The following is a 25,663-nucleotide window of genomic DNA, read 5'->3' as shown; positions in this document are numbered from 1 at the left end:
AACTCCCGATGATCCAGGATGTACGCCCCAGCGGGGCTCCCTTCAAGCGGCTGTTTTTCGCCCTGTCACTGGGCGAAGAACAGCGCCGTGGCATCAGCCAGTGGCGGCGTGGCCTGGGCTTGCGCGGCGGCAAGCCGGTGCCCAGCGAGAACTTCCATGTCACCTTGCTGTTCCTGGGCGATGTCGATGCCGCCCAGGTGCCGGCGGTGTGCGCCGTAGTGGATGCACTGCGGCTTCCTGAAGCCAAGCTGCGCCTGGTCCTGGACCAGTTGCAGGTATGGCCGCGGGCTTCGGCGTTGGTGCTGGCGCCGGCGCAGGCGCCGTTGGCCCTGCGCCAGCTGGTGTACGACTTGCAGCAGGCGCTGCTGCCGCTGGGCATCGAGCCGTCGGTGCGTGAGTACCGGCCGCACCTGACCCTGTCCCGGGATTTTCGCGAGCCATTGCCGGAGGCGGGCGAGGCGCCGACGTTCCACCTCGTCGCCCGCCACTTCACCCTGTACGAGTCACGCAAGGGCCGCTACTGGCCTTTGGCCGAGTGGTCCCTGACGCAGTGAAAGTGACGGTCGATGCCCAGGCCGTCGAGGAAGTCCCGGTCGTGGGAAATAACCAGCAGCGCGTTGGGGTAAACCACCAGCACTTCCAGCAGGTGGGCACGCATGCGCAGGTCGAGGTTGTTGGTCGGCTCGTCGAGGATCAGTAGCTGCGGCGGCCGCGCGGCGATGCAGGCCAGGGACAGGCGCGCCTTCTCGCCGCCGGACAAGCCCGCCACCGGCGCCTGCACCGCATCGGCATGGCGGAACAGAAAGTCTGCAAGGTGGGCGCGCAACTGTTCCAGCGGCCAATCCGGCACTTGTCGCGACAGGGCTTCCTGCACATTGGCGTCGGCAGGCAGGGTGGCGTAGTGCTGGTCGATGTAGCCGATCTGCTCGGGCGCCGGCAGCAGCCAGTCGCCGCGCCGCCAGACCCGTGGATCGCCGAGGATCGCCCGCGCCAGGGTGGACTTGCCGCTGCCGTTGTTGCCGGTCAGGGCCAGGCGTTCGCCGCCGTCCAGCTGCAGGTCGATGCCGTTGAGCACCGCTGTGTCTGCGTAGCCCACACAGCCGTCACGCACCTGGATCAGCACCCGCGATGACTGGCCCGTCGCCGGCAGATGGAAGCGTGGCACGATCACCGGCTCCGGGCGCAGTTCGGCCAGCTGTTCGCCGAGCTCGCGCTGTTGCTGCAGGATCTGCGCTTGCTTGCGCCCGGCCGTGGTGTTCCCGCGGCCCAGCTTGGTCGGCGAGCGCACGGTAGCCCACTTGCTGTTCTGGATCGCCTTGGCCCCACGCTTGCGGGCGCCGGCGGCGCGGGCCTGTTCCTGCATCAGTGAGTCGTGGGCGTCGTCGCGGGCGCGGCGCACCTCGGCGATGCGCTTGTCGAGCAAGCCGCGCTGCAGGTCGCGCTCGGCCATGTAGTCGGCGTAGCTGCCGTTGAACACGTCCAGGCGCCCGTTGTGCAAGTGCCAGAGCGTGTCGCAGGTCTGGTTCATCAGCGCCACGTCGTGGGTCACCAGCACCAGGGTGCCGTGGAAATGCTCGAGCATGCGTGACAGCGAGCGGCGGTTGGCGGCGTCCAGGTGGTTGGTCGGCTCGTCCAGCAGCAGCAGGTCGGGGCCCAGGGCCAGTGCCTGGCTCAATGCCTGGTTGACACGCTGGCCGCCGCTGAGCGACGACTCGCCGCCCAGTACCTGTGCCACATGCCCGACACGCAAACCGCCGTGGCGCTCCATGTGCCCCTCGCTGGGCGCCAGGCTGCCCTGCAGCAAATGCAGCAATGACGACTTGCCGCTGCCATTGTCGCCGATGATGGCGATGCGCTGCCCCCATTCGATGCGCGCGTCGAGTTCGCTGAAGAGGTGTTTGCGGCCATGGAAAAAGCCCAGGCCGTGTAGTTCGATCATTGCCATGGGATGGTGGCCCTCCTGGCCACTGTCGCGCTTGATCGGCAGCGCACATGGGCCCAGCCTGCCGTGGCAGGCGCCCAATAAAAAACCCGCCACAAGGGCGGGTTTTTTTGCAGCTATCCGAAAATTACTCCGGACGAACCTGCGCAGCCTGCATGCCCTTCTGGCCTTTTTCGGCAACGAAGGAAACAGTTTGGCCTTCTTTCAGGCTTTTGAAACCGTCGGTTTCGATAGCCTTGAAGTGTACGAACAGGTCGTCGCCGCCGCCTTGAGGAGTGATGAAGCCGAAGCCTTTTTCATCGTTGAACCACTTGACGGTGCCGGTTTGGCGATTGGACATGGGGTGAATCTCCAGAAACATGATTTTTTATCGGGGTGCAGTGTCGCCTAAGCTTCAGTGGCACCGACGACACTATAGTCTAATTCTTCGCATCTAGCGCCTATTACCTTCGCCGGATGTTGATCCAAGGCAAAAGATGCGACGGAACGCCGGAAAATCCGGCCTATTTTGGCTTGCAGCTGGCCTGGACCACCTGCTGAGCCTTCTGCATCAGCTTGGCGTCTACGCCGTCCTGGCTGTCGAGGTCCTCGATCTCCTTATCGTTGAAATTCTTCTTGATGGCTTGGGCACCACACTCGCAGTGCTTCTTGGCTGTTGCCGCATCCACGCCTTGGCCGCTCGCCACTTGTTGGCACTGCGCCATATAGGACGCTTCCTTGCCGGCGGGGAAATTGCCTGCGTTGGCAGCCAGGGGCAGCAGCAGGGCGCTCGCGGCGCAGGCAGCCAGAAGGGACTGAAGTCGCATAACCGGACACTCCTTGGTTAATGGTCTCATCAAGAGTAGGTTGCTTCAGAAAGTCTGATAGGAAATTTTCCGCAAGAGTTCACCGCCACGGCGTAAATTCCAAATATTTCTGCCGGCCGCTCTAGCCCCGTGCTAGCATGCCTCCCTTGCGCCACGCCCTGTGCGGGCGCATTTCTTTTTATACCTTCCAGTCACTCTGGTTCGTCCCTGGCAGGCCGAAAGGTCTCTGCCACTGTGAGGCAGGCTTTCCCGCGGGAAAGGCAGGGCGGATCTTGTACTGGCTCATCCCAACCCACGTGACCTTTGGTAGGGGTCACCACTAGGAGAGGAGGCGCCATGCCCGTTATTACTCTTCCCGATGGCAGTCAACGCACGTTCGACCAGCCGGTATCCGTAGCCGAAGTCGCCGCCTCGATCGGCGCAGGCCTGGCCAAGGCCACCCTGGCCGGCAAGGTCGACGGCAAGCTCGTCGATGCCTGCGACAAGATCGACCACGACGCCACCCTGCAGATCATCACCCCTAAAGATGAAGAGGGACTGGAGATCATCCGTCACTCGTGCGCGCACCTGATCGGCCACGCAGTGAAGCAGCTGTACCCGACCGCCCGCATGGTGATCGGCCCGGTGATCGACGAAGGCTTCTATTACGACATCGCCTACGAGCGTCCCTTCACCCCGGACGACCTCGCCGCCATCGAAAAGCGCATGCAGCAGCTGATCGACACGGACTACGACGTCGTCAAGAAGATGACCCCGCGCGCCGAAGTCATCGACGTGTTCACCCAGCGTGGCGAAGACTACAAGCTGCGCCTGGTCGAGGACATGCCGGATGAACAGGCCATGGGCCTGTACTACCACGAAGAATACGTCGACATGTGCCGTGGCCCGCACGTGCCGAACACTCGCTTCCTGAAAGCGTTCAAGCTGACCAAACTGAGCGGCGCCTACTGGCGCGGCGATGCCAAGAACGAGCAGCTGCAACGCGTGTACGGCACCGCCTGGGCCGACAAGAAGCAGCTGGCCGCCTATATCCAGCGCATCGAAGAAGCCGAAAAACGCGACCACCGCAAGATCGGCAAGCAGCTCGACCTGTTCCACCTGCAGGAAGAAGCCCCGGGCATGGTGTTCTGGCACGCCAACGGCTGGACCGTGTACCAGGTGCTCGAGCAGTACATGCGCCAGGTCCAGCGCGAAAACGGCTACCAGGAAATCAAGACCCCGCAGGTAGTCGATCGCATCCTCTGGGAGCGTTCCGGCCACTGGTCCAACTACGCCGAGAACATGTTCACCACTTCGTCGGAAAACCGCGACTACGCGGTAAAACCGATGAACTGCCCGTGCCACGTGCAGGTGTTCAACCAGGGGCTGAAGTCCTACCGCGACCTGCCGCTGCGCCTGGCCGAGTTCGGCGCCTGCCACCGCAACGAGCCCTCCGGCGCGCTGCACGGCATCATGCGCGTGCGTGGCTTCGTGCAGGACGACGCGCATATCTTCTGCACTGAAGACCAGGTGAAGAAGGAAGCCGCCGACTTCATCAAGCTGACCCTGGACGTATACAAGGACTTCGGTTTCACCGACGTCGCCATGAAGCTGTCGACCCGTCCGGCCAAGCGCGTGGGCTCCGAAGAGCTGTGGGACCGCGCCGAAGGCGCGCTGGCCGACGCCCTGAACGAGTCGGGCCTGGAGTGGGAATACCAGCCGGGCGAGGGCGCCTTCTACGGCCCGAAGATCGAGTTCACCCTGCGCGACTGCCTGGGCCGTAACTGGCAGTGCGGTACCCTGCAGTACGACCCGAACCTGCCCGAGCGCCTGGACGCCAGCTACATCGCCGAAGACAACAGCCGCGTGCGCCCGGTGATGCTGCACCGCGCCATCCTCGGTTCGTTCGAACGCTTCATCGGCATGCTCATCGAGCACTACGCCGGCGTGTTCCCGGCCTGGCTCGCCCCGACCCAGGCCGTGATCATGAACATCACCGACAAACAGGCCGATTTCGCCCTCGAGGTGGAAAAAGCCCTGAATGGTAGCGGATTCCGTGCCAAGTCGGACTTGAGAAATGAGAAGATCGGCTTTAAAATCCGCGAGCATACGTTGCTGCGGGTCCCTTATCTTTTGGTTATAGGGGATCGCGAAGTCGAAACGCAAACCGTCGCTGTGCGCACCCGCGAAGGCGCAGACCTGGGCTCGATGCCCGTCGCGCAGTTCGCTGAGCTGCTGTCGCAAGCGGTTTCCCGGCGTGGTCGCCAAGAATCGGAGTAATGACTATTAAGCGTGAAATGAGAAACGATAAACGAACTGCACCGAAAGCCCCGATCAACGAGAATATCTCGGCACGCGAGGTTCGGTTAATTGGTGCTGACGGCGAGCAGATTGGCATCGTCTCGATTGATGAAGCGCTGCGTATCGCTGATGAAGCGAAGCTGGATCTGGTGGAAATCTCTGCAGACGCGCAACCGCCCGTCTGCAAGGTGATGGACTACGGCAAGCACCTCTTCGAGAAGAAGAAGCAGGCCAACGAAGCCAAGAAGAACCAGAAGCAGATCCAGATCAAAGAAATCAAGTTTCGTCCAGGGACGGAAGAAGGGGATTACCAGGTAAAACTACGCAACCTGGTACGTTTCCTTAGCGATGGGGACAAGGCCAAGATCTCTCTGAGATTCCGCGGCCGTGAGATGGCCCACCAGGAGCTGGGCATGGAGCTGTTGAAGCGGGTCGAAGCTGACCTCGTGGAATACGGCACCGTTGAGCAGCATCCGAAGATGGAAGGACGCCAGCTTATGATGGTCATCGCCCCCAAAAAGAAGAAGTAATCTCCCGGGCACGGCAGGCCTGATGATTATTGTGTAATTTTTATTCGAATGCGGAGTTCCAACATGCCAAAAATGAAAACCAAGAGCGGTGCTGCGAAGCGCTTCCTGAAGACGGCTTCCGGCTTCAAGCACAAGCACGCTTTCAAGAGCCACATCCTGACCAAAATGTCGACCAAGCGTAAGCGTCAACTGCGCGGTGCCAGCTTGCTGCACCCGTCTGACGTGGCAAAAGTCGAGCGCATGCTGCGCGTTCGTTAATTCTGGTTAAGATAGAGGAAGTTACTCATGGCTCGTGTTAAGCGCGGCGTTATCGCTCGTAAGCGTCACAAAAAAATTCTGAAACTGGCTAAAGGCTACTACGGTGCACGCTCGCGCGTATTCCGCGTTGCCAAGCAAGCGGTCATCAAGGCAGGCCAATACGCCTACCGCGACCGTCGCCAGAAGAAGCGTCAGTTCCGCGCACTGTGGATCGCTCGTATCAACGCCGGTGCCCGCACCAACGGTCTGTCGTACAGCCGTCTGATTGCTGGCCTGAAAAAAGCGTCGATCGAAATCGACCGTAAGGTTCTGGCTGATCTGGCAGTGAACGAAAAAGCGGCGTTTGCTGCGATTGTCGAGAAGGCTAAAGCCGTACTGGCTTAAGTACCCACGACAATCATCCGGCGGCGCCTGCGCCGTCGGGTGTAAAACGTCATCGGATAGGGGAAGAGCCTTCAAAAGCTCTTCCCCTATTTTCGTATCTGGAGTCTGTACATGGAAAACCTGGACGCGCTGGTCGCCCAAGCCCTCGAGGCCGTGGAACGCGCTGAAGACATCACTACCCTGGAACAGATCCGGGTCCAATATCTCGGCAAGAAAGGCGAGCTGACCCAGGTGATGAAGACCCTGGGCAACCTGCCAGCCGAAGAGCGCCCCAAGGTCGGCGCGCTGATCAACGACGCCAAGGAACGCGTCACCGACGTGCTCAACGCACGCAAGGCCGCCTTTGAAGAGGCCGAGCTCAACGCTCGCCTGGCCGCCGAATGCATCGACGTGACCCTGCCAGGCCGTGGCCAGACCACCGGCGGGCTGCACCCGATCACCCGTACTCTCGAGCGCATCGAGCAGTTCTTCACCCACATCGGCTACGGCATCGCCGAAGGCCCTGAGGTCGAAGACGACTACCACAACTTCGAAGCGCTCAACATCCCCGGCCACCACCCGGCCCGGGCGATGCACGACACCTTCTACTTCAACGCCAACATGCTGCTGCGCACCCACACCTCGCCGGTCCAGGTGCGCACCATGGAAAGCACCCAGCCGCCGATCCGCATCGTCTGCCCAGGCCGTGTGTACCGTTGCGACTCGGATATCACCCACTCGCCGATGTTCCACCAGGTCGAAGGCCTGCTGGTCGATCGCGGCATCAACTTCGCCGACCTCAAGGGCACCATCGAAGAGTTCCTGCGGGTGTTCTTCGAGAAAGAACTGGCCGTGCGCTTCCGCCCGTCGTTCTTCCCCTTCACCGAGCCGAGCGCCGAAGTCGACATCCAGTGCGTGATGTGTTCCGGCAAGGGCTGCCGCGTGTGCAAGCAGACCGGCTGGCTGGAAGTGATGGGCTGCGGCATGGTCCACCCGAACGTGCTGCGCATGTCCGGCATCGATCCGGAAGAGTACCAGGGCTTCGCCTTCGGCATGGGCGCCGAGCGCCTGGCCATGCTGCGCTATGGCGTCAACGATTTGCGTCTGTTCTTCGACAACGACCTGCGGTTCTTGGCTCAATTCCGCTAGGCCCAATCGACGCAACTTTCAGGAGAACAGCATGAAATTCAGTGAACAATGGCTGCGCGGTTGGGTAAACCCGCAAGTCTCCCGTGACGAACTGGTCGCCCGCCTGTCCATGGCCGGCCTCGAAGTCGACAGCGTGACCCCCGCTGCCGGCCAGTTCAGCGGCATCGTGGTGGGCGAGATCCTCACCACCGAACAACACCCGGACGCCGACAAGCTGCGCGTGTGCCAGGTAAGCAACGGCGCGGAGACCTTCCAGGTGGTCTGCGGCGCCCCGAATGCCCGCCCAGGCATCAAGATCCCGTTCGCCATGATCGGCGCCGAACTGCCGGGCGACTTCAAGATCAAGAAGGCCAAGCTGCGCGGCGTCGAATCCTTCGGCATGCTCTGCTCGGCTGCCGAGCTGCAGATCAGCGAAGAGAACGACGGCCTGCTGGAACTGGCCGCCGACGCCCCGGTTGGCCAGGACATCCGTCAGTACCTGAACCTGGACGACGCCAGCATCGAGATCGGCCTGACCCCGAACCGCGGCGACTGCCTGTCCATCGCTGGCCTTGCCCGTGACGTCAGCGCCCTGTACGACGTGCCGGTCACCCGCCCGGTGGTGCCAGCCGTACCGGCTGCCCACGACGAAGTACGCCCGGTCGAAGTCAGCGCCCCGGCCGCCTGCCCGTGCTACCTGGGCCGCGTGATCCGCAACGTCGACCTGAGCAAGCCGACCCCGCTGTGGATGGTCGAGCGCCTGCGCCGCAGCGACGTGCGCAGCATCGACGCCGCCGTCGACATCACCAACTACGTGATGCTCGAACTCGGCCAGCCGATGCACGCCTTCGACCTCGCCGAAATCAACGGCGGCATCCGCGTGCGCATGGCCGAGGAGGGCGAGAAACTCGTCCTGCTGGACGGCCAGGAAGTTGCCCTGCGCGCCGACACCCTGGTGATCGCCGACCACACCCGCGCCCTGGCCATTGCCGGCGTGATGGGTGGCGAGCACAGCGGCGTCAACACCGAGAAGACCCGCGACCTGTTCCTCGAGAGCGCCTTCTTCGAGCCGATTTCCGTCGCAGGCAAGGCCCGTTCCTACGGCCTGCACACCGACGCCTCGCACCGCTACGAGCGCGGCGTGGATTCGCAACTGGCCCGTGAAGCCATGGAGCGCGCCACCGCCCTGGTACTGGAGATCGTCGGCGGCGAAGCAGGCCCTGTAGTCGAAGCCGTGAGCGAGCAGCACCTGCCGAACATCGCGCCGATCACCCTGCGCGACGAACGCATCACCCAGATGCTCGGCATGCAAATGCAAGCCGCCCAGGTCGAGCAACTGCTCAACGCTTTGGAGTTGAAAACCAGTGCAAGTGGGGCAGGGCAGTGGACCGTTACGGTCCCAAGCCACCGCTTCGACGTCAGCCTGGAAGTCGACCTGATCGAAGAGCTGGCCCGCCTGTACGGCTACAACAACCTGCCGGTCCGTTACCCGCAGGCCCGCCTGGCCCCGCAAGCCCGCCCGGAAACCCGTGGCGAGCTGCCGAACCTGCGTCGCCTGCTGGTTGCCCGCGGCTACCAGGAAGCCATCACCTACAGCTTCATCGACCCGAAACTGTTCGAGCTGTTCACCCCAGGCGTCGAGCCGCTGCTGCTGGCCAACCCGATCTCCAACGACATGGCCGCCATGCGCGCCTCGTTGTGGCCGGGCCTGGTCAAGGCCATGCAGCACAACCTCAACCGCCAGCAAGACCGCGTTCGCCTGTTCGAAAGCGGCCTGCGCTTCGTCGGCCAGCTCGGTGACCTCAAGCAGCAACCGATGATCGCCGGCGTCGTCACCGGCAGCCGCCTGCCGGAAGGCTGGGCCAACGGCCGCGACAGCATCGACTTCTTCGACGTCAAAGCCGATGTGGAAGCCCTGCTGGGTTACTCCGGTGCCCTGAGCGACTTCACCTTCGCCGCCGGCAAACACCCGGCCCTGCACCCCGGCCAGACCGCCCGCATCGAGCGCGACGGCAAGGAAGTCGGCTACCTCGGCGCGATCCACCCCGAGCTGGCCAAGACCCTCGGCCTCGACCGCCCGGTGTTCGTCTTCGAGCTGGTGCTCGGCGATGTAGTCGAAGGCCGCCTGCCGAAGTTCAGCGAGCTGTCCAAGTTCCCGGAAACCCGTCGTGACCTGGCTTTGATCGCAGGTCGTGATGTAGCTTCTAGCTCGGTGCTTGAAGTAATTCGTGACAATGCGGGCGAATGGCTCACAGACCTCAGGCTGTTTGACGTCTACCAGGGTAAAGGCATTGATCCTGATAGAAAAAGCCTGGCGGTCGGCTTGACCTGGCAACATCCATCGCGCACTCTTAACGACGATGAGGTGAATGAAACCCTGCAAACCATCCTCACCTCGCTTGAACAAAGGTTGAACACCACGTTAAGGAAATAACGGCATGGGTGCTCTGACGAAAGCTGAGATGGCCGAAAGGCTGTACGAGGAGCTGGGGCTTAACAAGCGTGAGGCCAAGGAGCTGGTCGAGCTGTTTTTCGAAGAAATTCGGCACGCGCTTGAAGACAACGAGCAGGTCAAGTTGTCCGGTTTCGGCAACTTCGACCTTCGCGACAAACGCCAGCGGCCGGGCCGCAACCCTAAAACAGGGGAAGAGATCCCGATCACCGCGCGCCGCGTCGTCACCTTTCGTCCAGGGCAGAAGCTGAAAGCCCGGGTAGAGGCCTATGCTGGAACCAAGCCATAACGACGAGCTGCCCCCCATCCCGGGCAAACGCTACTTCACCATCGGTGAAGTCAGCGAGCTCTGTGCGGTAAAACCGCACGTGCTGCGCTACTGGGAGCAGGAATTCACGCAGCTCAACCCGGTGAAGCGCCGTGGCAACCGGCGGTATTATCAGCGCCAGGACGTGCTGATGATCCGCCAGATCCGCGCTTTGCTGTATGACCAGGGCTTTACCATTGGCGGGGCGCGACTGCGGCTCTCCAGTGATGAGGTCAAGGATGAGTCCAGCCAGTACAAGCAGCTGATTCGGCAGATGATTGCGGAGTTGGAGGATGTGTTGGTGGTGCTCAAGAAGTGACCAAAGCCGACGAATGGAAAGTTTTTTGAAAAAAAGCTTCCATTAATCAAAAGGTTAGGGTACATTTCTTCTCGTTCTCGGCAACATTGAGAACCGCCTTGTCGGGGCGTAGCGCAGCCCGGTAGCGCACTTGCATGGGGTGCAAGGGGTCGAGTGTTCGAATCACTCCGTCCCGACCATTATTGAAACGAAAAAGCCCAGTCGGTAACGACTGGGCTTTTTCGTGCTTGATGAGATTTTCTCAACTCTAAGTAACACAGGGTACTCGGTCGACAATTGTAAAAAAAATGGCTAATTTGTGGTATTTTGCCAGCATATGGGCGCTCATACCTTGCCCACCACGGGCCCCCTTTTGAGAGGGGCATGGTTAAGCTTAATGAAAGTGTACTTACGTGCTAGGAATTGACCTCTTTAGTGGTGCGGGCGGGATGTCCGTTGGAGCCGAGATGAGCGGCGTAAACGTCCAATACGCTGTGGAGGCTGATCCACACGCCGCACTAACTTTCCGAAGGAATCATCCGGGTGTAAACCTTCTGGAGGATGACATTACGAATGTTATCGCTGCCCGGGATATGCCACTGCTAGGGCAACAAACGAAAATTGTATTTGGTGGCCCCCCTTGCCAAGGATTCTCAACTTCAAATCAAAAAAATAGAAGTTCAGCGAATCCTAATAATTGGCTTTTCGAAGAGTATCTCCGTTTAGTCGAAGAAATTACACCTGAGTGGATAGTTTTCGAAAATGTCAAAGGTCTGATTGAGACTGAGAATGGTTACTTTTTAGAGCAAGTCTTAAAGGGGATTGAGAGTAAAGGCTTTACGACTAGTCATTTCATTTTAAACTCAGCTGGTTTTGGCGTGCCGCAACGTCGTAATCGACTTTTCATCGTTGGTTCGAGACGAGGCAAAAAAATTAATGCACCGTCCCCGACTGTGAAAAAGTACGTGTCAGTGAGAGAGGCCCTCCACGATCTCCCCGACCTACAAAATGGGGATAGTCGAGATCTTGAATATTATAGGTGGCGGTTGCAGGAGCTGAGTGCAACACGGTCATTGAATTGAAACTGGAGCATCATGCCGCATAGCCATGGCCTTCTGCATCACCTCGCCCATAACTTCGATTGGGCATTTGAAGTCGAAGCGCTTACGCGGACGCATGTTCAGTTGCAGTGCGATGGCATTCAGTTCTTCCTGGCTGTGTACCGACAGGTCTGTGCCTTTGGGCAGGTACTGGCGGATCAGGCCATTGATGTTTTCGTTGCTACCGCGCTGCCAAGGGCTGTGCGGGTCGCAGAAGTAGATCGCCACGCCGGTTCTTTGGGTGATCTCGGCGTGTCGCGCCATCTCCCGGCCCTGGTCGTAAGTCATGCTCTTTCGCATCTCCAGCGGCATGCCATTGAGCGCGGCGCTGAAGCCTTCCAGCGCCGAAGTCGCCGTCGCGTCGTTCATCTTTACCAGCATCAGGTAGCCACTGGTGCGTTCCACCAGCGTACCGACGGACGAGGCGTTGGCCTTACCCTTGATGAGGTCGCCTTCCCAATGCCCCGGCATCTGCCTGTCTTCAATCTCCGGCGGGCGCACATGAATACTGACCATCTCGGGGATCTGGCCGCGCCGATCCACACCACCAGAGCGCGGTCGGCGTGTCGTCTTGCTTTGCCGCAGGCAGATGATCAGCTCCTTGCGCAGTTCACCGACCGGCAGGGCATAGATCGCGTTATAGATCGTCTCGCGACAGACGTAGGCATCTCTGAGGCTGGGAATGTTCATGCTGCGCAGCTTGCCGGCAATCTGCTCGGGAGACAAACGCTCACGGAGCATATGCGCCACCAACTCGAAGCGCTCACCACCCGGCAACAGCTTTCGCTTCGGTCGACACACCTGGCGGCGAGCCTGCATCTGCTGCTGGGCCGCGTGGGCCGAGTAGCCGCCACAGACATCTCGATTGCGGCGCAGCTCCCGGCTGATGGTCGAAGGGGATCGGTTGATCAAGCAGGCAATCCTACGCAGGCTGAAGCCTTGAGTACGACCGATTTGAATGGTGGCGCGCTCTTCAACGCTGAGTTCGGTATAAGACATAGTGGCAGCACCGTACCGGAAAGGTCAGGTGTTGCACTCAGTTTTTGCCGCCGCCGGTCACCTCCATCGTCGACCTATGCTAGCAAATTACGAGGTGGGAAACGAAAGTGTTGGAACAATCTCGTAACGAAAAATGCTGAGCACATTCTGCATCGCTACTCTCATATTCCTCAGGGAGGGAACTGGGCGGACATCCCATCATCCCTGATGACTAATTATTCAGATGTTACAAGATGTCATACTGGTATTTATAGGCGTCTGAAAGATGATGAGCCGTCGATAGTAATTGGAAATTTCAGGAAAAATATGTTAATTCACCCCTGGGTCGATCGTGGTCTCTCAGTACGAGAGGCAGCAAGGCTACAGTCATTTCCTGATGCGTTTAGATTTTATGGCTCTATTGGTTTTCAACAACAACAAGTAGGGAACGCTGTACCGCCTTTGCTAGCGAAAGCCCTGTTTGACGTAATAATGGATGCATGATTATGGCTGATATTCCTAACTCGCAGATATTGGAACGGCTATTCAAGGAAGTGGCTGCTGATACGCCAAAGTTTCCTAGGATGTCAAATGATTATTACGTGCAGTATTCTAACTTTGTGAATGCGCTTCGTCGTGATATTTATCCTGGCGTAGATGCAGGTTTAGCAGCTAATTCAGCCATATCAGGTTACTACACAGCACACAATGCAGAGCATTTTGATGAGGTCGTTAGATATGCCGGCGATTTGCTGGGCGCTTCGACAACTGAGGGTGTTAGTAAAGATGTATTAACTCCTTATGAGTTATATATTTTGCTCGTTGCGATTCGGGTTCACGATGTTGGTAATATTGAAGGTCGTGAAGATCATGAGAAAAAATGGGCGGTTGCAGGAGCTGAGTGCAACACGGTCATTGAATTGAAACTGGAGCATCATGCCGCATAGCCATGGCCTTCTGCATCACCTCGCCCATAACTTCGATTGGGCATTTGAAGTCGAAGCGCTTACGCGGACGCATGTTCAGTTGCAGTGCGATGGCATTCAGTTCTTCCTGGCTGTGTACCGACAGGTCTGTGCCTTTGGGCAGGTACTGGCGGATCAGGCCATTGATGTTTTCGTTGCTACCGCGCTGCCAAGGGCTGTGCGGGTCGCAGAAGTAGATCGCCACGCCGGTTCTTTGGGTGATCTCGGCGTGTCGCGCCATCTCCCGGCCCTGGTCGTAAGTCATGCTCTTTCGCATCTCCAGCGGCATGCCATTGAGCGCGGCGCTGAAGCCTTCCAGCGCCGAAGTCGCCGTCGCGTCGTTCATCTTTACCAGCATCAGGTAGCCACTGGTGCGTTCCACCAGCGTACCGACGGACGAGGCGTTGGCCTTACCCTTGATGAGGTCGCCTTCCCAATGCCCCGGCATCTGCCTGTCTTCAATCTCCGGCGGGCGCACATGAATACTGACCATCTCGGGGATCTGGCCGCGCCGATCCACACCACCAGAGCGCGGTCGGCGTGTCGTCTTGCTTTGCCGCAGGCAGATGATCAGCTCCTTGCGCAGTTCACCGACCGGCAGGGCATAGATCGCGTTATAGATCGTCTCGCGACAGACGTAGGCATCTCTGAGGCTGGGAATGTTCATGCTGCGCAGCTTGCCGGCAATCTGCTCGGGAGACAAACGCTCACGGAGCATATGCGCCACCAACTCGAAGCGCTCACCACCCGGCAACAGCTTTCGCTTCGGTCGACACACCTGGCGGCGAGCCTGCATCTGCTGCTGGGCCGCGTGGGCCGAGTAGCCGCCACAGACATCTCGATTGCGGCGCAGCTCCCGGCTGATGGTCGAAGGGGATCGGTTGATCAAGCAGGCAATCCTACGCAGGCTGAAGCCTTGAGTACGACCGATTTGAATGGTGGCGCGCTCTTCAACGCTGAGTTCGGTATAAGACATAGTGGCAGCACCGTACCGGAAAGGTCAGGTGTTGCACTCAGTTTTTGCCGCCGCCATGCTTTAAATTACTAAGGGACTATGAGTCGCTGTTAGGTGGCGACAGAGCTGAGTTAAAAATTATATCGAAAATTGCCGAGGCCCATGGAGGAGAGATAAATGGGAGTAAAGATACTATCGGTGTCTTACAGACTTCTGAGCGCGTCGGCAATGTGCAAATACGACCTAGATTATTAGCATCCATATTACGTTTCGCAGACGAGATCTGTGAGAGTCGTAGCCGTGCAGCAAACTATCTTTTACGTCGTGCGGTGTTACCAAGGCACAGTGAAATTTACCACAAGTACGCTTCTGTTATCAGCTCTTCTCAGTATGAGTTTCGTGAGCGCCGCTTGTACATAAACTTTGAGCTGAAAGTTGAGGATATTACCCGTCAGTGGGGTAAGCGTTTGCGTGGCGGGAATGTTTTAGAAGAATGTTATTTGATTGATGAGATCTTTGATCGATTAGATAAAATGAATCGAGAGCGGAAGTACTGTAATCTGCACTCTCGTGGAGTATATGCTGTTGAGTCTATAAGGGCGCTCATAAATGTTGTCGATGATGACCATGATGTAATTGAGGCTATACCTGTGCCTGAGCTCACTGATGTCGGATATCCTGAGGACTCTGGTCGCAAATTAAAAGATGCGGAAGAACTTCGCGAGTTTTGCGGTGCCTTATTGGCAGATAAGATCCGGGCTAAAGTATAGAGGCTGTTATATGGATATGGTTGGCTTCTCTGAACTTTCAGTAAATCCTTTTTCGGTTAAGACTCCGGAAAACCTTACGCCTCAAGAGATTGTAGACTTATTTGTTCCATACCCAGAATATAAGAACTTACAGCTGAGCGGGCATCAATTTCTTCATGGGCATCGCGGTAGCGGCAAGAGCATGATGCTAAAAATGATGACGCCCGAGGCACAATGTATAACTAGATCTTGTTCTGTTAGTAATCTCCCTTTTTATGGGGCGTATCTTTCTATCAAGACTACTGAAATCAATGCAACTGAGTATGTTAGGATTGAGAACGAGCCTAGTGGGTATATATTGTCTGAGCACGTGCTAACAACTAAGTTGCTTGGCGCGTTGTTTTTGTCCGTTAAGCAACATTGTTCTGAGCTCTGGGCTTTAAATGAAGATAATGTCTCATTGTTTTATAAGGGGATTTTCTCTAAGAGGCTAAGCTATGTCGGTTGGGAAGATGATATACCGTTGGGGAATGAAACGCTTGACGTTGTAAGATTCATTGAGGTTATTGATTCGCTACAGGCTGAAACTGTTCGCTATATAAAGCGTCGAGCTTTTGCTAAGGACTATTTGCCTTACAATGGCCCTCTTTTAGGATTTCAAGATGTTTTGCTGCCTGTTGTAGATGGATTGAGGCGCAACGGACTGATTCCCAATTGTCCAGTTTTTTTTCTGTTGGACGATTCAGATAATTTGACGCTTCAGCAAACTAAGGTTTTAAATACGTGGGTGTCTTATCGTAGTACGGATAAGGTTTCCTTAAAGATTTCAACTCAGATGAATTATAAGACTTTTAGTACTACGTCTGGTATTAGAATTGAGGCACCCCACGACTATTCGGAAATCAATTTTACGTCGGTGTATACAGGGTCAGTGAAGGAAAACTATCCAAAGTTAGTAGAGGAAATTGTTAGGAAGGGCGGTTGCAGGAGCTGAGTGCAACACGGTCATTGAATTGAAACTGGAGCATCATGCCGCATAGCCATGGCCTTCTGCATCACCTCGCCCATAACTTCGATTGGGCATTTGAAGTCGAAGCGCTTACGCGGACGCATGTTCAGTTGCAGTGCGATGGCATTCAGTTCTTCCTGGCTGTGTACCGACAGGTCTGTGCCTTTGGGCAGGTACTGGCGGATCAGGCCATTGATGTTTTCGTTGCTACCGCGCTGCCAAGGGCTGTGCGGGTCGCAGAAGTAGATCGCCACGCCGGTTCTTTGGGTGATCTCGGCGTGTCGCGCCATCTCCCGGCCCTGGTCGTAAGTCATGCTCTTTCGCATCTCCAGCGGCATGCCATTGAGCGCGGCGCTGAAGCCTTCCAGCGCCGAAGTCGCCGTCGCGTCGTTCATCTTTACCAGCATCAGGTAGCCACTGGTGCGTTCCACCAGCGTACCGACGGACGAGGCGTTGGCCTTACCCTTGATGAGGTCGCCTTCCCAATGCCCCGGCATCTGCCTGTCTTCAATCTCCGGCGGGCGCACATGAATACTGACCATCTCGGGGATCTGGCCGCGCCGATCCACACCACCAGAGCGCGGTCGGCGTGTCGTCTTGCTTTGCCGCAGGCAGATGATCAGCTCCTTGCGCAGTTCACCGACCGGCAGGGCATAGATCGCGTTATAGATCGTCTCGCGACAGACGTAGGCATCTCTGAGGCTGGGAATGTTCATGCTGCGCAGCTTGCCGGCAATCTGCTCGGGAGACAAACGCTCACGGAGCATATGCGCCACCAACTCGAAGCGCTCACCACCCGGCAACAGCTTTCGCTTCGGTCGACACACCTGGCGGCGAGCCTGCATCTGCTGCTGGGCCGCGTGGGCCGAGTAGCCGCCACAGACATCTCGATTGCGGCGCAGCTCCCGGCTGATGGTCGAAGGGGATCGGTTGATCAAGCAGGCAATCCTACGCAGGCTGAAGCCTTGAGTACGACCGATTTGAATGGTGGCGCGCTCTTCAACGCTGAGTTCGGTATAAGACATAGTGGCAGCACCGTACCGGAAAGGTCAGGTGTTGCACTCAGTTTTTGCCGCCGCCAAGCGTCTCGCGAGAGTTGGGGTTAAGAATGTAGACCCTAGAGTATTTTTTCCTGAAGATAAGAAGCAAGAAGAAGGGATCAGAAAAATCTCCGAAGAGTTGAAGAGTCGCTGGCAGGAATCCAAGTCAGGTGGCTACCGAGCGGGCGACGATGCTTATCGGTTCGCTAGGCCGGAATATATTCGCCGCTTATCGGGTAAATCTAAACAAGGTGCTCGTTATAAGTATGCTGGTTTCGATCAACTAGTCCACATATCGTCTGGGATTATACGATTTTTTCTTGAGCCGGCAGCGAGAATGTTTGCTGATCAGCAGAAGGCTAATGGCGGTGGCGAGGTCTCCTTCATCACGTCTTCAATTCAGGATGATGAAATACGCAATCAATGCGATGAATTACTTATTGAGAGGTTTGACGTTCTTAAAGGTGATGTCGCTAACTCAGATGAGTTGCGTAGCGTGGACAAACTCAGGAATTTGATCCAAGGTCTAGGGTCCTTGTTTCAGGCTTGTTTAATGGATGAGAAGGCGTCGCAACGTCGCATGTTTTCATTTGTGATTTCGGATAGCCCAACAAATGAAATTGAGTCTCTTCTTGCTCTTGCTACACGATTTGGTTATATATATCAAGATACTGTTGGGAATAAGTCCGGAATGGGGCGGACTAAGCTGTATGTGTTATCTAGACGGCTAGCGCCTGCTTATAAGCTTGATCCTATAGGCTTTTCTGGCTATTTATCGGTAACGAACAATTTTCTGCTGGAGATTTCTGAAAGGCCAAATGCATTCGTGAATCGTCTTAAGAAAAATGGGGTGAATGCTGTCGTAGATGGCTCTCCTCAACTAAGTCTTCTTTGAGATTTTAATATGAAAAATGTATTTGTCTCTGATCTCTCTGCTCATTTTCAAGCGGATGATTGTTTGTTCGTTGTCGGCCTTGGTTTCGATTTGCGCGGACTTGAGTCGTTGAAATATGTGGGTGAGAGTACCGCGTCGCAAGCTGTAGGATTGTTAAATCCAAAACGGCCTGATATTGATCAGCTTCTTCATCTGGAACTTTTCCATTCCCTTTCTTCTAAGGAAGCACAGTTAATAGGTCTAGGTTCTGAGAATCTTGTCGAAGTTGTAGATGAATTACAGTCTTTCCTTGCTGCAGCAAGCGGTTCTTATTCCACGATATTGGTCGATATTACATCTATTTCTCATGAGTTGCTTGTTGCATTGATTGGGCTCTTTGTTATGGAAGGGCTTGTCAAGAATGTAACGCTTATTTATACCGTGGCGTCTCAATATAGCGGCGGCGGCAAAAACTGAGTGCAACACCTGACCTTTCCGGTACGGTGCTGCCACTATGTCTTATACCGAACTCAGCGTTGAAGAGCGCGCCACCATTCAAATCGGTCGTACTCAAGGCTTCAGCCTGCGTAGGATTGCCTGCTTGATCAACCGATCCCCTTCGACCATCAGCCGGGAGCTGCGCCGCAATCGAGATGTCTGTGGCGGCTACTCGGCCCACGCGGCCCAGCAGCAGATGCAGGCTCGCCGCCAGGTGTGTCGACCGAAGCGAAAGCTGTTGCCGGGTGGTGAGCGCTTCGAGTTGGTGGCGCATATGCTCCGTGAGCGTTTGTCTCCCGAGCAGATTGCCGGCAAGCTGCGCAGCATGAACATTCCCAGCCTCAGAGATGCCTACGTCTGTCGCGAGACGATCTATAACGCGATCTATGCCCTGCCGGTCGGTGAACTGCGCAAGGAGCTGATCATCTGCCTGCGGCAAAGCAAGACGACACGCCGACCGCGCTCTGGTGGTGTGGATCGGCGCGGCCAGATCCCCGAGATGGTCAGTATTCATGTGCGCCCGCCGGAGATTGAAGACAGGCAGATGCCGGGGCATTGGGAAGGCGACCTCATCAAGGGTAAGGCCAACGCCTCGTCCGTCGGTACGCTGGTGGAACGCACCAGTGGCTACCTGATGCTGGTAAAGATGAACGACGCGACGGCGACTTCGGCGCTGGAAGGCTTCAGCGCCGCGCTCAATGGCATGCCGCTGGAGATGCGAAAGAGCATGACTTACGACCAGGGCCGGGAGATGGCGCGACACGCCGAGATCACCCAAAGAACCGGCGTGGCGATCTACTTCTGCGACCCGCACAGCCCTTGGCAGCGCGGTAGCAACGAAAACATCAATGGCCTGATCCGCCAGTACCTGCCCAAAGGCACAGACCTGTCGGTACACAGCCAGGAAGAACTGAATGCCATCGCACTGCAACTGAACATGCGTCCGCGTAAGCGCTTCGACTTCAAATGCCCAATCGAAGTTATGGGCGAGGTGATGCAGAAGGCCATGGCTATGCGGCATGATGCTCCAGTTTCAATTCAATGACCGTGTTGCACTCAGCTCCTGCAACCGCCAGCTTTAACACAGAAGTAGATAAAAAATGGCTCAGCAGAGGTGTTACTGAGATACGCTCTGTTTTGGGTTTTCCTGGGTTAATGTTGCCATCGAAATCTCTCCACTTAATAATTATGGCAGGCTTCGAATTTGAAAGAGCGGCAGAAGTAATTTCACGTTTCGAACCGGCAAAGCTCACAATTGCTCACGGTAGTAGCACTCAGTCTGTTTCTCCGGAGCATTATGCTAGTAATAAATCATATGTTGAAGATATTCAAAAATTTTTAGTTTCCCGGGGGGTGCTGTTTGAGGATATAGGGACCTTTGAGTTTTCATGTTTGGATCCGTATTTGTCGTCGCAGCAAATACTTGATTATGTTTCTGGTTTGGTTGATGACAACATAATTCTATGTCCGTTGAATACAAAAATGTCAACCGTTGGTGCGGCCATCGCTGGGCTTAGTTGGCCTAGAATGCAAATTTGTTATGCGCAGGCCGCTGAGTATAATTTAGACGGCTACGCGAAACCTGGTGAGCGCATAGTGCTTGTCTCTCTGGAAGATTTTAATATTTCTTTAGAGGACTTTTAGAAATTTTTTGCTATAAGTAGTTTTCGGTTGAGCCGGCTCCATATTTTTTTGAGAGATTTTCGGAGCTTAAAAGCTGGGTAGCTTGGGAGGTTCTGTTTCAATATGTTTCTAGTTGGCAGTCCTATTCGTACCTGTGTTTGCTTCCTTGGGACGCTGGCCAAGCAATCTCGAATCGGATTTTCCCTCTTCTCTGTAGTCCCTTTCCGAAACATACTCCTACCGCCTTACAGCCTGTTGCCGCTCGCCCACCAGCCGTCTAGTCTCGCCAAGTCGCTACCAATCCAGCGACCGGCTTTGACAGGCCGCAGGTAGAATGAAGTCTCGTAGCAAGCCGTTATGGCGGCTGTACGTGGGGCACCTTGTGTGCGCCGGGTTTTCTTCGTCTCCTCGGTCTGTCAACCCACGTACAGCTGCCACCCTCTGTTTGACAGCAGGGTGTGGTGGCTCCACCGAGACGGAGAAACAACATGCTAAAGATCGTCCCCGATCCACCCCTACACGACAAATACACCATCCACACCCTCGAAGACCTCCTGGTCCAGATCTCCGAATACCTCGTCTGCGCCCTGACCGTCAGCCAGCAAACCGTCCTGCTCCACGCCAAACCCCCAGGCCAGGTCCTGCCCCTCGCCGCCATGCACGAAATCGACAGCGCCCGCACCTTGGTGGAGGTGGCGCTGAGTCGCGTGCAATCCCGGCATTGATCTGGCGAGCCTGGGCTCGCACTTGATGTTCACCGACCAGGCCCCGCGCTGTTCGCGGGGCCGCAGGAGGAATGGTATGGAGAAGGAATTGCAAATCCCGCGCATCAAGAAACTCGCCACCACCGGCGTCGGGCATTTCGGCGAAGGCACGGAGGTGAGTGTGCAAGACCCGCTGTTCCGCGTGGTGGCGGGGCATCCGCTGGACCATGCGGTGGAGCAGGCCACCGTGTTGATGTGTGCGGTGCACAAGATCAGTGATCTGGCGATGGTGGAGACTGATCATCTGCCTACACTGCTGACGGCGGTGCATTACCTCAGTGGCATGGCCAAGGCGTTGGCCCAGGATGTAAATCATGGGTTGATGGTTGGGCAGGGGGCTGGGTAGGGGGAGGGTATCTGCCTGGGGAGCTTGGCTGTCTGGGCTGGCCCCTTCGCGGGCAAGCCCACACAGGATTTGTTTTTCGTCTTGCCGCTATGGCGCCAGGTTCACGCCGTTACAACGCCCCTTGGTGGAAAAGTCGTTGATCTGCCGCGCCTTGTTCACCGACATCAGGATCGTGCAGCCGCCAGGATGGGCCACGTCGTCCCAGTAATTGGTATGGACCATCACGTTGCCTTGCATCTCGGCGGTGCTGCCGACCACCTCCTTCTGCACGTAGGTGGTATCGCGGTACCAGCCCAACTGCACCCCAGCGCCGTCAGGCAACGGCTCCATGCGCATGGGCGGGCCGAAGAAGTCGATGGCCTGCTTGGCGTCGCGCCCTTGCCATTGGTTGCCCGCCATCAGCTCCGGCAGGGTCGGGATGCAGCCGGCCAACGTCGGCAGCAACAGGCCAAGGATCAGCAGAGGGCGCGCGCTCATCGTGGGGTGTTCGCCAGCATGTCGTCCAGCTCCTGCACCGCCTGGCTGTTGGCCTGCACGCCGATCAACTGGATGAACATGGCCTGGATGGTGGCGACCATCTTCGCCGCCGGCATCTTGCCGATCGACAGCATCTGGTTGCGCGCGCGGTTATCGGGGGCGCAGACGAAGGCGAAGGTGCGCTGCAACCAGTAGTCCTTTGGTGCTACCCAGTCTTTGGCGTTGGTTTTCACATCCCTCACGGCACCGTCGAAGCGACGTATCGCCCGGGCGCTGTCCAGGCGGATCTGGCGCTGTTTGCACTTGGCCTGCACCTCGTAGGCGACGAGGGTCGGGAAGGCCGGGTCTTCGAATAGCTGCATGACCTGGGCCGATTGCACGCCACCGGGCTTTTGCAGGATGCTGGCGGCATCGGCGACGTAGACCTCGTTGTGCAGGCGTTCCCCTTTGCCGTAGATGATCCAGTAGTCGCCTGAGGCGGGTGCGGCCAGGGCCTGGGTGCTGCAGGTGAGGGCCAGGATCGCCAGCCATTGGCAGAGGGGTGGAAGTTTGTGACCCATGGAGTCCTTTCCCGGTTTTTGTAATTCAGGACGACTATACGAGGCCTGGGGGATCAGGGTCGATTAGGGCGCTTGTGCTAATGGCCAGAGGCCTGCAGCACCTAGGCTTATACGAGAAGTGAGCGGGACGATGCTTCATCGCCACTGCCCCAGGATGAAAAACCGTACTCAGGGTGTGGTCATTATAGGAAGCCGCAACGCGTTAATGTTTTGTTGATCTCTGAGCTCAATGTCTCTTGATCCAATTCGTAGTCTTTTTTGTCAGCATCGGATGTGTAGCGTTCGGCAAAATCGAATAGTTCATATAGGCAGTCTTTTATTTCCTGGGTGTCCTGTGCCAGAAGACCTGACGTTCCCTTTTGGTACCAGATTTCAAAAAACTGTGCCTCGAAGTTGTCTGCAGTGATTTCCGATCGGATGAACGACTTCGCCAAATCTATTAAGTCCATGCTCATTTCAGTACGCCTGTGCTGATATAGGTTTCGCCTGCAAAGTGTATACGCCGCGGTAAATGCCTAAGTCCGGAAAGCGCTGAAAGAAACCTCGGAAATCTCACCCGTTCAGAGTGAAACTGCGTGTTCCGTAATGACGAAAAGGCGGTGGTGTGTTGGCCCATCTTCGGGCCTGGGCGCAAGCGAGTCGTGAGCGTGGCGATCCGCTGGAAGCTTGAGACGTGCAGTCAGGGACGATGAGGGTAGTCAACGACTTAGCGCTGCTTGGCTGTCCGCTTTCTCTCGGTCGTTTCGACGCGATGATTGTTGAAGCTTGCGGCCATGGCCAAGCATGGAAAAGATGCCAAGCGGGTTGCCAAATTTCTCGACGAGCTCAAGGGGCAGGGTGCTGCCCCTTTTCGATGAAGCCAATCGGCCTCTCAGCTGAAGGCGGTCAGCTCCCGTTCGAACGGCAATACCGGCCCCGATCGTGAACAGGTAACCGCTGCGGCACGGATTGCGTAACTCAGTACTGCGTCGATCATTGCGCGATCGAGCGTTGCCAACGCTGTTGGGTTGTCTTTGCCCAGCCGCGACAGGCAGGCAAGCACCGCCGCCTGGAAAGTATCACCAGCACCCACCGTGTCGCTTACCGGCAACGACGTATCCGCCGGGCGCTGCCATGAGCCGTGCGCGCAATGCACGCTGGCACCGTGAGCCCCATGAGTGATGAACACCAGTCGGCAGCGCTCGTTCAGCCAGCCTCTGGCCACGTCACGAGTCTCCAGGCCTGGATAGAGGATGTCGATGTCTTCCTCACTGGCCTTGATCACATGCGCATGCCTAGCAAACGCCTCCACCTGCCGCCGCCACAGCGCCACATCCGGCTGCGGATTGAGCCGCACATTCGGATCAAGGCTTATCAAGCGCCGGTCCCGCTCGCGCTTCACCAGCTCCATCAGCGTATCGGCCACGGGCTGCACCACCAGGGTGTACGAGCCTACATGCAACCCCCGCACACGCTCATCCAGCACCGGCAAATGCTCCAGCATCACCTGCCGATCCGCACACCCTTCACCGCGAAACTGATACTGCGCCGAGCCATTGGCATCCAGCCCGACCATGGCCAGGGTGGTCGGCGCAGCGCTGGTCACCACGTAGCGGCAGTCCACCCGTTCCTCTTCCAGCACCCGGCGCAGCCGGGCACCGAGGTAGTCGCTGGACAACCCGCCGAACAACGCCGATTCCACGCCCAGTCGGCGCAGGCCGACGGCCACGTTGAACGGCGACCCGCCGGCAATCGCGGTAAACCCCAGCTCGCTGCTGCGGTTGCTGTTTTCCAGGCTGAAGACATCGAACAGGGCCTCGCCACACACCAGGTACATGCAGTTCTCCAGAACGAAAGACAAGGGAAGGATACCCGCACTCAGCGCGCAGGCAGTTGCTCCCGGTAGCGTTGATAGGCGACCTCGTACGCGGCCTGTTGCGCCGGACGGGGCAGGGTTCGGGTGCTTTCGTCGAGGGCGACGCAGCGTTTGCACAGGGTTTCGAGGCTGTCGCCCTGGCCTAGTTGGCGACCGAGGCTCCAGGCGGCCTGGATCGCGGCGCCCAGGGCGGCGGCTTCGGTCTGTTGGGGGCACACCACTGGCAGGCCGAGCAGGTCGGCCAGTACCTGGCGCCACAGCGGGCTCTTCGCCGCGCCACCGACCAGGCGGATTTCGCTGCCTTGCTGGCCGCTGGCGCGCAGCAGGTCGAGGCCGTAACGCAGGCTGAAGCAGGTGCCTTCGAGCACGGCGCGGCAGAGATTGGCGCGGGTCAGGTTGGCGCTGGTCATACCGTGCAGGCTGGCGGTGGCTTCGGGCAACGCGGGCACGCGTTCGCCGTCGAAGAAGGGCAGCATCAGCAGGCCGTCGGCGCCGATCGGGGCTTGGGTGGCGAGCTCAGTGAAGCGGTCGAGGTCGAGTTCCAGCAGGTCGCGCACCAGGGCGCAGGCGCTGGTGAGGTTCATGGTGCAGATCAACGGCAGCCAGCCGCCGCTGGAGGCGCAGAAGGTCGCCACTTCGCCCTGGGCACTGACGTGGGGCTGGTCGGCGTAGGCGGCCAGGGTGCCGGAGGTGCCGAGGCTCAGGGTAATCATGCCGGGGGCGATATTGCCGGTGCCGATGGCGCCGAGCATGTTGTCGCCGCCGCCAGTGGCTACCCAGGTCTGTGGGCTCAGGCCGAGGGCAGTGGCGGCCTGCGCGCGCAGGGTGCCGATGCAATCGCCGGATTCGACCAGTTCAGGCAGCGCAGCCAAAAGACGCTCGCCGGGCTCGATGTGCTGAAGGACATCAGGCGCCCAGGTCCTGCGGCGCACATCGTAGTAGCCGGTGCCGGAGGCGTCGCCGGGCTCAGTACAGACGCGACCAGTCAGCCAGTAATTCAGGTAGTCGTGGGGCAGCAGGAGATGGGCGAGGCGGGCGAACAGTTCGGGATGTTGGCGCTTGGTCCACAGAAGCTTGGACAGGGTATAGCCCGGCGCGATCACCAGCCCGAGGCGTTCAAGCGAGCCCTGGGCACCGCCGAGGGCATCGAGCAACTCCGCGTTCTCAGGCGCGCTTTCGGTGTCGCACCAGAGTTTGGCCGGGCGCAGCACCTGGCCTTGGGCGTCGAGCAGCACCAGACCGTGTTGCTGGCCGGACACCGCCAATGCGCGAATGGCCTGGCCATCCACACCGGCATCGTACAACGCAGCGGACACCGCCGTGCGCAGGGCTTGCAGCCAGTCGGCCGGGTCCTGCTCGCGCCGGCCATCGCGACCTTGGGGCGGTGCATGGGCGGCGCTGCCCAGGCCCAGCACCTGGCCGCTGCCGGCGTCCAGCACCAGGGCCTTGGTGCCCTGGGTGCCGCAATCGATGCCGAGGAACAGTCCGTCCATTTCGAAAACCTCC

General features: G+C 57.8%; 31 protein-coding genes and 1 tRNA gene. 21 read left to right on the top strand and 11 right to left on the bottom strand.

Annotated features, from left to right (window positions below; translation table 11 throughout):
* Positions 1–8 precede the first annotated feature (8 nt).
* On the top strand, positions 9–554 hold the full coding sequence (gene thpR / locus C3F42_RS04885) for an RNA 2',3'-cyclic phosphodiesterase (protein WP_104444081.1): 546 nt from the start codon (positions 9–11) through the stop codon (positions 552–554).
* Here thpR and C3F42_RS04880 read toward each other — a convergent pair.
* The 3 genes from C3F42_RS04880 to C3F42_RS04870 form a co-directional block, all read right to left on the bottom strand.
* Positions 518–1,945: an ATP-binding cassette domain-containing protein gene (locus C3F42_RS04880; protein WP_104444080.1), complete on the bottom strand. Its 1,428-nt coding sequence runs from the start codon at positions 1,943–1,945 to the stop codon at positions 518–520. The two genes, thpR and C3F42_RS04880, sit on opposite strands and share 37 nt — an antisense overlap.
* A 124-nt stretch (positions 1,946–2,069) precedes the next feature.
* A complete protein-coding gene (locus C3F42_RS04875) occupies positions 2,070–2,282 on the bottom strand; it encodes a cold-shock protein (protein WP_007956027.1) in 213 nt (70 codons plus the stop codon).
* A 163-nt stretch (positions 2,283–2,445) separates the two neighbouring features.
* On the bottom strand, positions 2,446–2,748 hold the full coding sequence (locus tag C3F42_RS04870; RefSeq protein ID WP_046856070.1) for a hypothetical protein: 303 nt from the start codon (positions 2,746–2,748) through the stop codon (positions 2,446–2,448).
* Between the two features lie 336 nt (positions 2,749–3,084).
* Here C3F42_RS04870 and thrS point away from each other — a divergent pair, with 336 nt between their 5' ends.
* From thrS to C3F42_RS04820, 10 genes are all read left to right on the top strand, one after another.
* Complete coding sequence (gene thrS, locus C3F42_RS04865) at positions 3,085–5,007, top strand: threonine--tRNA ligase (RefSeq protein WP_028691465.1); 1,923 nt, start codon at positions 3,085–3,087, stop codon at positions 5,005–5,007.
* A complete protein-coding gene (infC, locus tag C3F42_RS04860) occupies positions 5,007–5,558 on the top strand; it encodes a translation initiation factor IF-3 (protein ID WP_023629190.1) in 552 nt (183 codons plus the stop codon). The genes thrS and infC overlap by 1 nt, the downstream gene beginning before the upstream one ends.
* A gap of 63 nt (positions 5,559–5,621) precedes the next feature.
* Positions 5,622–5,816: a 50S ribosomal protein L35 gene (gene rpmI, locus C3F42_RS04855; protein WP_003250667.1), complete on the top strand. Its 195-nt coding sequence runs from the start codon at positions 5,622–5,624 to the stop codon at positions 5,814–5,816.
* A gap of 27 nt (positions 5,817–5,843) precedes the next feature.
* Positions 5,844–6,200: a 50S ribosomal protein L20 gene (rplT, locus tag C3F42_RS04850; RefSeq protein ID WP_003250671.1), complete on the top strand. Its 357-nt coding sequence runs from the start codon at positions 5,844–5,846 to the stop codon at positions 6,198–6,200.
* 111 nt (positions 6,201–6,311) lie between these two features.
* Positions 6,312–7,328 (top strand): phenylalanine--tRNA ligase subunit alpha, encoded by a 1,017-nt coding sequence (gene pheS / locus C3F42_RS04845; protein ID WP_023629191.1) that lies wholly within the window; start codon positions 6,312–6,314, stop codon positions 7,326–7,328.
* Positions 7,329–7,359: 31 nt separating this feature from the next.
* A complete protein-coding gene (gene pheT / locus C3F42_RS04840) occupies positions 7,360–9,741 on the top strand; it encodes a phenylalanine--tRNA ligase subunit beta (protein ID WP_104444079.1) in 2,382 nt (793 codons plus the stop codon).
* A gap of 4 nt (positions 9,742–9,745) precedes the next feature.
* Entirely contained in the window at positions 9,746–10,048 is a 303-nt protein-coding gene (ihfA, locus tag C3F42_RS04835) for an integration host factor subunit alpha (protein ID WP_009394049.1), read from the top strand.
* The gene (locus tag C3F42_RS04830; RefSeq protein ID WP_023629031.1) at positions 10,029–10,385 is read left to right on the top strand and encodes a MerR family transcriptional regulator; all 357 of its coding nucleotides are present in this window, start codon (positions 10,029–10,031) and stop codon (positions 10,383–10,385) included. The genes ihfA and C3F42_RS04830 overlap by 20 nt, the downstream gene beginning before the upstream one ends.
* A gap of 102 nt (positions 10,386–10,487) precedes the next feature.
* A tRNA-Pro gene (locus C3F42_RS04825) sits at positions 10,488–10,564 on the top strand.
* A 267-nt stretch (positions 10,565–10,831) separates the two neighbouring features.
* The gene (locus C3F42_RS04820) at positions 10,832–11,446 is read left to right on the top strand and encodes a DNA cytosine methyltransferase (RefSeq protein ID WP_256586269.1); all 615 of its coding nucleotides are present in this window, start codon (positions 10,832–10,834) and stop codon (positions 11,444–11,446) included.
* Here C3F42_RS04820 and C3F42_RS04815 read toward each other — a convergent pair.
* Positions 11,435–12,463 (bottom strand): IS30 family transposase, encoded by a 1,029-nt coding sequence (locus C3F42_RS04815; RefSeq protein ID WP_100774681.1) that lies wholly within the window; start codon positions 12,461–12,463, stop codon positions 11,435–11,437. The genes C3F42_RS04820 and C3F42_RS04815 overlap by 12 nt on opposite strands.
* A 207-nt stretch (positions 12,464–12,670) precedes the next feature.
* Between C3F42_RS04815 and C3F42_RS04810 the strand changes: the two genes are divergently transcribed.
* On the top strand, positions 12,671–12,946 hold the full coding sequence (locus tag C3F42_RS04810; RefSeq protein ID WP_104444077.1) for a DNA cytosine methyltransferase: 276 nt from the start codon (positions 12,671–12,673) through the stop codon (positions 12,944–12,946).
* 2 nt (positions 12,947–12,948) lie between these two features.
* Entirely contained in the window at positions 12,949–13,389 is a 441-nt protein-coding gene (locus C3F42_RS29275) for a hypothetical protein (RefSeq protein ID WP_158659528.1), read from the top strand.
* On the opposite strand, the gene C3F42_RS04805 is transcribed toward C3F42_RS29275, so the two are convergent.
* Positions 13,355–14,383, bottom strand: a complete 1,029-nt coding sequence (locus tag C3F42_RS04805; RefSeq protein ID WP_100774681.1) for an IS30 family transposase — start codon at positions 14,381–14,383, stop codon at positions 13,355–13,357. The two genes, C3F42_RS29275 and C3F42_RS04805, sit on opposite strands and share 35 nt — an antisense overlap.
* Before the next feature lie 44 nt (positions 14,384–14,427).
* On the opposite strand from C3F42_RS04805, the gene C3F42_RS29270 reads away from it, so the two are divergent.
* Together C3F42_RS29270 and C3F42_RS29265 are read left to right on the top strand one after the other, a co-directional pair.
* The gene (locus tag C3F42_RS29270) at positions 14,428–15,132 is read left to right on the top strand and encodes a hypothetical protein (RefSeq protein ID WP_158659527.1); all 705 of its coding nucleotides are present in this window, start codon (positions 14,428–14,430) and stop codon (positions 15,130–15,132) included.
* Between the two features lie 10 nt (positions 15,133–15,142).
* Positions 15,143–16,105, top strand: coding sequence for a hypothetical protein (locus tag C3F42_RS29265; protein ID WP_158659526.1), 963 nt, complete (start codon positions 15,143–15,145; stop codon positions 16,103–16,105).
* 11 nt (positions 16,106–16,116) lie between these two features.
* On the opposite strand, the gene C3F42_RS04800 is transcribed toward C3F42_RS29265, so the two are convergent.
* Positions 16,117–17,145 (bottom strand): IS30 family transposase, encoded by a 1,029-nt coding sequence (locus tag C3F42_RS04800; protein ID WP_100774681.1) that lies wholly within the window; start codon positions 17,143–17,145, stop codon positions 16,117–16,119.
* Positions 17,146–17,173: 28 nt separating this feature from the next.
* On the opposite strand from C3F42_RS04800, the gene C3F42_RS29260 reads away from it, so the two are divergent.
* From C3F42_RS29260 to C3F42_RS04785, 6 genes are all read left to right on the top strand, one after another.
* Positions 17,174–18,055 carry a hypothetical protein gene (locus tag C3F42_RS29260; protein WP_158659525.1) on the top strand — a complete coding sequence of 294 codons (882 nt, stop codon included), beginning with the start codon at positions 17,174–17,176 and terminating at the stop codon, positions 18,053–18,055.
* Positions 18,056–18,064: 9 nt separating this feature from the next.
* Complete coding sequence (locus C3F42_RS29255; RefSeq protein WP_158659524.1) at positions 18,065–18,511, top strand: hypothetical protein; 447 nt, start codon at positions 18,065–18,067, stop codon at positions 18,509–18,511.
* 37 nt (positions 18,512–18,548) lie between these two features.
* The gene (locus C3F42_RS04795; protein WP_100774681.1) at positions 18,549–19,577 is read left to right on the top strand and encodes an IS30 family transposase; all 1,029 of its coding nucleotides are present in this window, start codon (positions 18,549–18,551) and stop codon (positions 19,575–19,577) included.
* Positions 19,574–20,176: a hypothetical protein gene (locus C3F42_RS29250; protein ID WP_158659523.1), complete on the top strand. Its 603-nt coding sequence runs from the start codon at positions 19,574–19,576 to the stop codon at positions 20,174–20,176. Before C3F42_RS04795 ends, C3F42_RS29250 begins: the two co-directional genes overlap by 4 nt.
* Before the next feature lie 467 nt (positions 20,177–20,643).
* On the top strand, positions 20,644–20,880 hold the full coding sequence (locus tag C3F42_RS04790; protein WP_104444076.1) for a hypothetical protein: 237 nt from the start codon (positions 20,644–20,646) through the stop codon (positions 20,878–20,880).
* Positions 20,881–20,956: 76 nt separating this feature from the next.
* Complete coding sequence (locus C3F42_RS04785; protein WP_158659522.1) at positions 20,957–21,265, top strand: DUF3077 domain-containing protein; 309 nt, start codon at positions 20,957–20,959, stop codon at positions 21,263–21,265.
* An 87-nt stretch (positions 21,266–21,352) separates the two neighbouring features.
* On the opposite strand, the gene C3F42_RS04780 is transcribed toward C3F42_RS04785, so the two are convergent.
* The 5 genes from C3F42_RS04780 to xylB all read right to left on the bottom strand — a co-directional run bounded on the left by C3F42_RS04780 (position 21,353) and on the right by xylB (position 25,650).
* Positions 21,353–21,742: a hypothetical protein gene (locus tag C3F42_RS04780; protein WP_104444074.1), complete on the bottom strand. Its 390-nt coding sequence runs from the start codon at positions 21,740–21,742 to the stop codon at positions 21,353–21,355.
* Positions 21,739–22,302 carry a hypothetical protein gene (locus C3F42_RS04775; protein WP_104444073.1) on the bottom strand — a complete coding sequence of 188 codons (564 nt, stop codon included), beginning with the start codon at positions 22,300–22,302 and terminating at the stop codon, positions 21,739–21,741. Before C3F42_RS04775 ends, C3F42_RS04780 begins: the two co-directional genes overlap by 4 nt.
* 182 nt (positions 22,303–22,484) lie before the next feature.
* Positions 22,485–22,757 carry a colicin immunity domain-containing protein gene (locus C3F42_RS04770; RefSeq protein ID WP_104444072.1) on the bottom strand — a complete coding sequence of 91 codons (273 nt, stop codon included), beginning with the start codon at positions 22,755–22,757 and terminating at the stop codon, positions 22,485–22,487.
* 416 nt (positions 22,758–23,173) lie between these two features.
* Positions 23,174–24,118 carry a carbohydrate kinase gene (locus C3F42_RS04765; protein ID WP_104444071.1) on the bottom strand — a complete coding sequence of 315 codons (945 nt, stop codon included), beginning with the start codon at positions 24,116–24,118 and terminating at the stop codon, positions 23,174–23,176.
* Positions 24,119–24,159: 41 nt separating this feature from the next.
* On the bottom strand, positions 24,160–25,650 hold the full coding sequence (gene xylB / locus C3F42_RS04760; protein WP_104444070.1) for a xylulokinase: 1,491 nt from the start codon (positions 25,648–25,650) through the stop codon (positions 24,160–24,162).
* Between the last annotated feature and the right edge of the window lie 13 nt (positions 25,651–25,663).

This window comes from Pseudomonas sp. PONIH3, assembly GCF_002934345.1.
Taxonomy (GTDB): Bacteria; Pseudomonadota; Gammaproteobacteria; order Pseudomonadales; family Pseudomonadaceae; genus Aquipseudomonas; species Aquipseudomonas soli.
This window is presented reverse-complemented; position numbering and strand designations above follow the sequence as displayed.

Excerpts from the sequence above, each read along its gene's own strand:
- thpR (WP_104444081.1), top strand. The coding sequence starts at position 9 with ATGATCCAGGATGTACGCCCCAGCGGGGCTCCCTTCAAGCGGCTGTTT.
- C3F42_RS04880 (WP_104444080.1), bottom strand. The coding sequence starts at position 1,945 with ATGGCAATGATCGAACTACACGGCCTGGGCTTTTTCCATGGCCGCAAA.
- C3F42_RS04875 (WP_007956027.1), bottom strand. The coding sequence starts at position 2,282 with ATGTCCAATCGCCAAACCGGCACCGTCAAGTGGTTCAACGATGAAAAA.
- C3F42_RS04870 (WP_046856070.1), bottom strand. The coding sequence starts at position 2,748 with ATGCGACTTCAGTCCCTTCTGGCTGCCTGCGCCGCGAGCGCCCTGCTG.
- thrS (WP_028691465.1), top strand. The coding sequence starts at position 3,085 with ATGCCCGTTATTACTCTTCCCGATGGCAGTCAACGCACGTTCGACCAG.
- infC (WP_023629190.1), top strand. The coding sequence starts at position 5,007 with ATGACTATTAAGCGTGAAATGAGAAACGATAAACGAACTGCACCGAAA.
- rpmI (WP_003250667.1), top strand. The coding sequence starts at position 5,622 with ATGCCAAAAATGAAAACCAAGAGCGGTGCTGCGAAGCGCTTCCTGAAG.
- rplT (WP_003250671.1), top strand. The coding sequence starts at position 5,844 with ATGGCTCGTGTTAAGCGCGGCGTTATCGCTCGTAAGCGTCACAAAAAA.
- pheS (WP_023629191.1), top strand. The coding sequence starts at position 6,312 with ATGGAAAACCTGGACGCGCTGGTCGCCCAAGCCCTCGAGGCCGTGGAA.
- pheT (WP_104444079.1), top strand. The coding sequence starts at position 7,360 with ATGAAATTCAGTGAACAATGGCTGCGCGGTTGGGTAAACCCGCAAGTC.
- ihfA (WP_009394049.1), top strand. The coding sequence starts at position 9,746 with ATGGGTGCTCTGACGAAAGCTGAGATGGCCGAAAGGCTGTACGAGGAG.
- C3F42_RS04830 (WP_023629031.1), top strand. The coding sequence starts at position 10,029 with ATGCTGGAACCAAGCCATAACGACGAGCTGCCCCCCATCCCGGGCAAA.
- C3F42_RS04820 (WP_256586269.1), top strand. The coding sequence starts at position 10,832 with ATGAGCGGCGTAAACGTCCAATACGCTGTGGAGGCTGATCCACACGCC.
- C3F42_RS04815 (WP_100774681.1), bottom strand. The coding sequence starts at position 12,463 with ATGTCTTATACCGAACTCAGCGTTGAAGAGCGCGCCACCATTCAAATC.
- C3F42_RS04810 (WP_104444077.1), top strand. The coding sequence starts at position 12,671 with ATGACTAATTATTCAGATGTTACAAGATGTCATACTGGTATTTATAGG.
- C3F42_RS29275 (WP_158659528.1), top strand. The coding sequence starts at position 12,949 with ATGGCTGATATTCCTAACTCGCAGATATTGGAACGGCTATTCAAGGAA.
- C3F42_RS04805 (WP_100774681.1), bottom strand. The coding sequence starts at position 14,383 with ATGTCTTATACCGAACTCAGCGTTGAAGAGCGCGCCACCATTCAAATC.
- C3F42_RS29265 (WP_158659526.1), top strand. The coding sequence starts at position 15,143 with ATGGATATGGTTGGCTTCTCTGAACTTTCAGTAAATCCTTTTTCGGTT.
- C3F42_RS04800 (WP_100774681.1), bottom strand. The coding sequence starts at position 17,145 with ATGTCTTATACCGAACTCAGCGTTGAAGAGCGCGCCACCATTCAAATC.
- C3F42_RS29255 (WP_158659524.1), top strand. The coding sequence starts at position 18,065 with ATGAAAAATGTATTTGTCTCTGATCTCTCTGCTCATTTTCAAGCGGAT.
- C3F42_RS04795 (WP_100774681.1), top strand. The coding sequence starts at position 18,549 with ATGTCTTATACCGAACTCAGCGTTGAAGAGCGCGCCACCATTCAAATC.
- C3F42_RS29250 (WP_158659523.1), top strand. The coding sequence starts at position 19,574 with ATGACCGTGTTGCACTCAGCTCCTGCAACCGCCAGCTTTAACACAGAA.
- C3F42_RS04790 (WP_104444076.1), top strand. The coding sequence starts at position 20,644 with ATGCTAAAGATCGTCCCCGATCCACCCCTACACGACAAATACACCATC.
- C3F42_RS04785 (WP_158659522.1), top strand. The coding sequence starts at position 20,957 with ATGGAGAAGGAATTGCAAATCCCGCGCATCAAGAAACTCGCCACCACC.
- C3F42_RS04780 (WP_104444074.1), bottom strand. The coding sequence starts at position 21,742 with ATGAGCGCGCGCCCTCTGCTGATCCTTGGCCTGTTGCTGCCGACGTTG.
- C3F42_RS04775 (WP_104444073.1), bottom strand. The coding sequence starts at position 22,302 with ATGGGTCACAAACTTCCACCCCTCTGCCAATGGCTGGCGATCCTGGCC.
- C3F42_RS04770 (WP_104444072.1), bottom strand. The coding sequence starts at position 22,757 with ATGAGCATGGACTTAATAGATTTGGCGAAGTCGTTCATCCGATCGGAA.
- C3F42_RS04765 (WP_104444071.1), bottom strand. The coding sequence starts at position 24,118 with ATGTACCTGGTGTGTGGCGAGGCCCTGTTCGATGTCTTCAGCCTGGAA.
- xylB (WP_104444070.1), bottom strand. The coding sequence starts at position 25,650 with ATGGACGGACTGTTCCTCGGCATCGATTGCGGCACCCAGGGCACCAAG.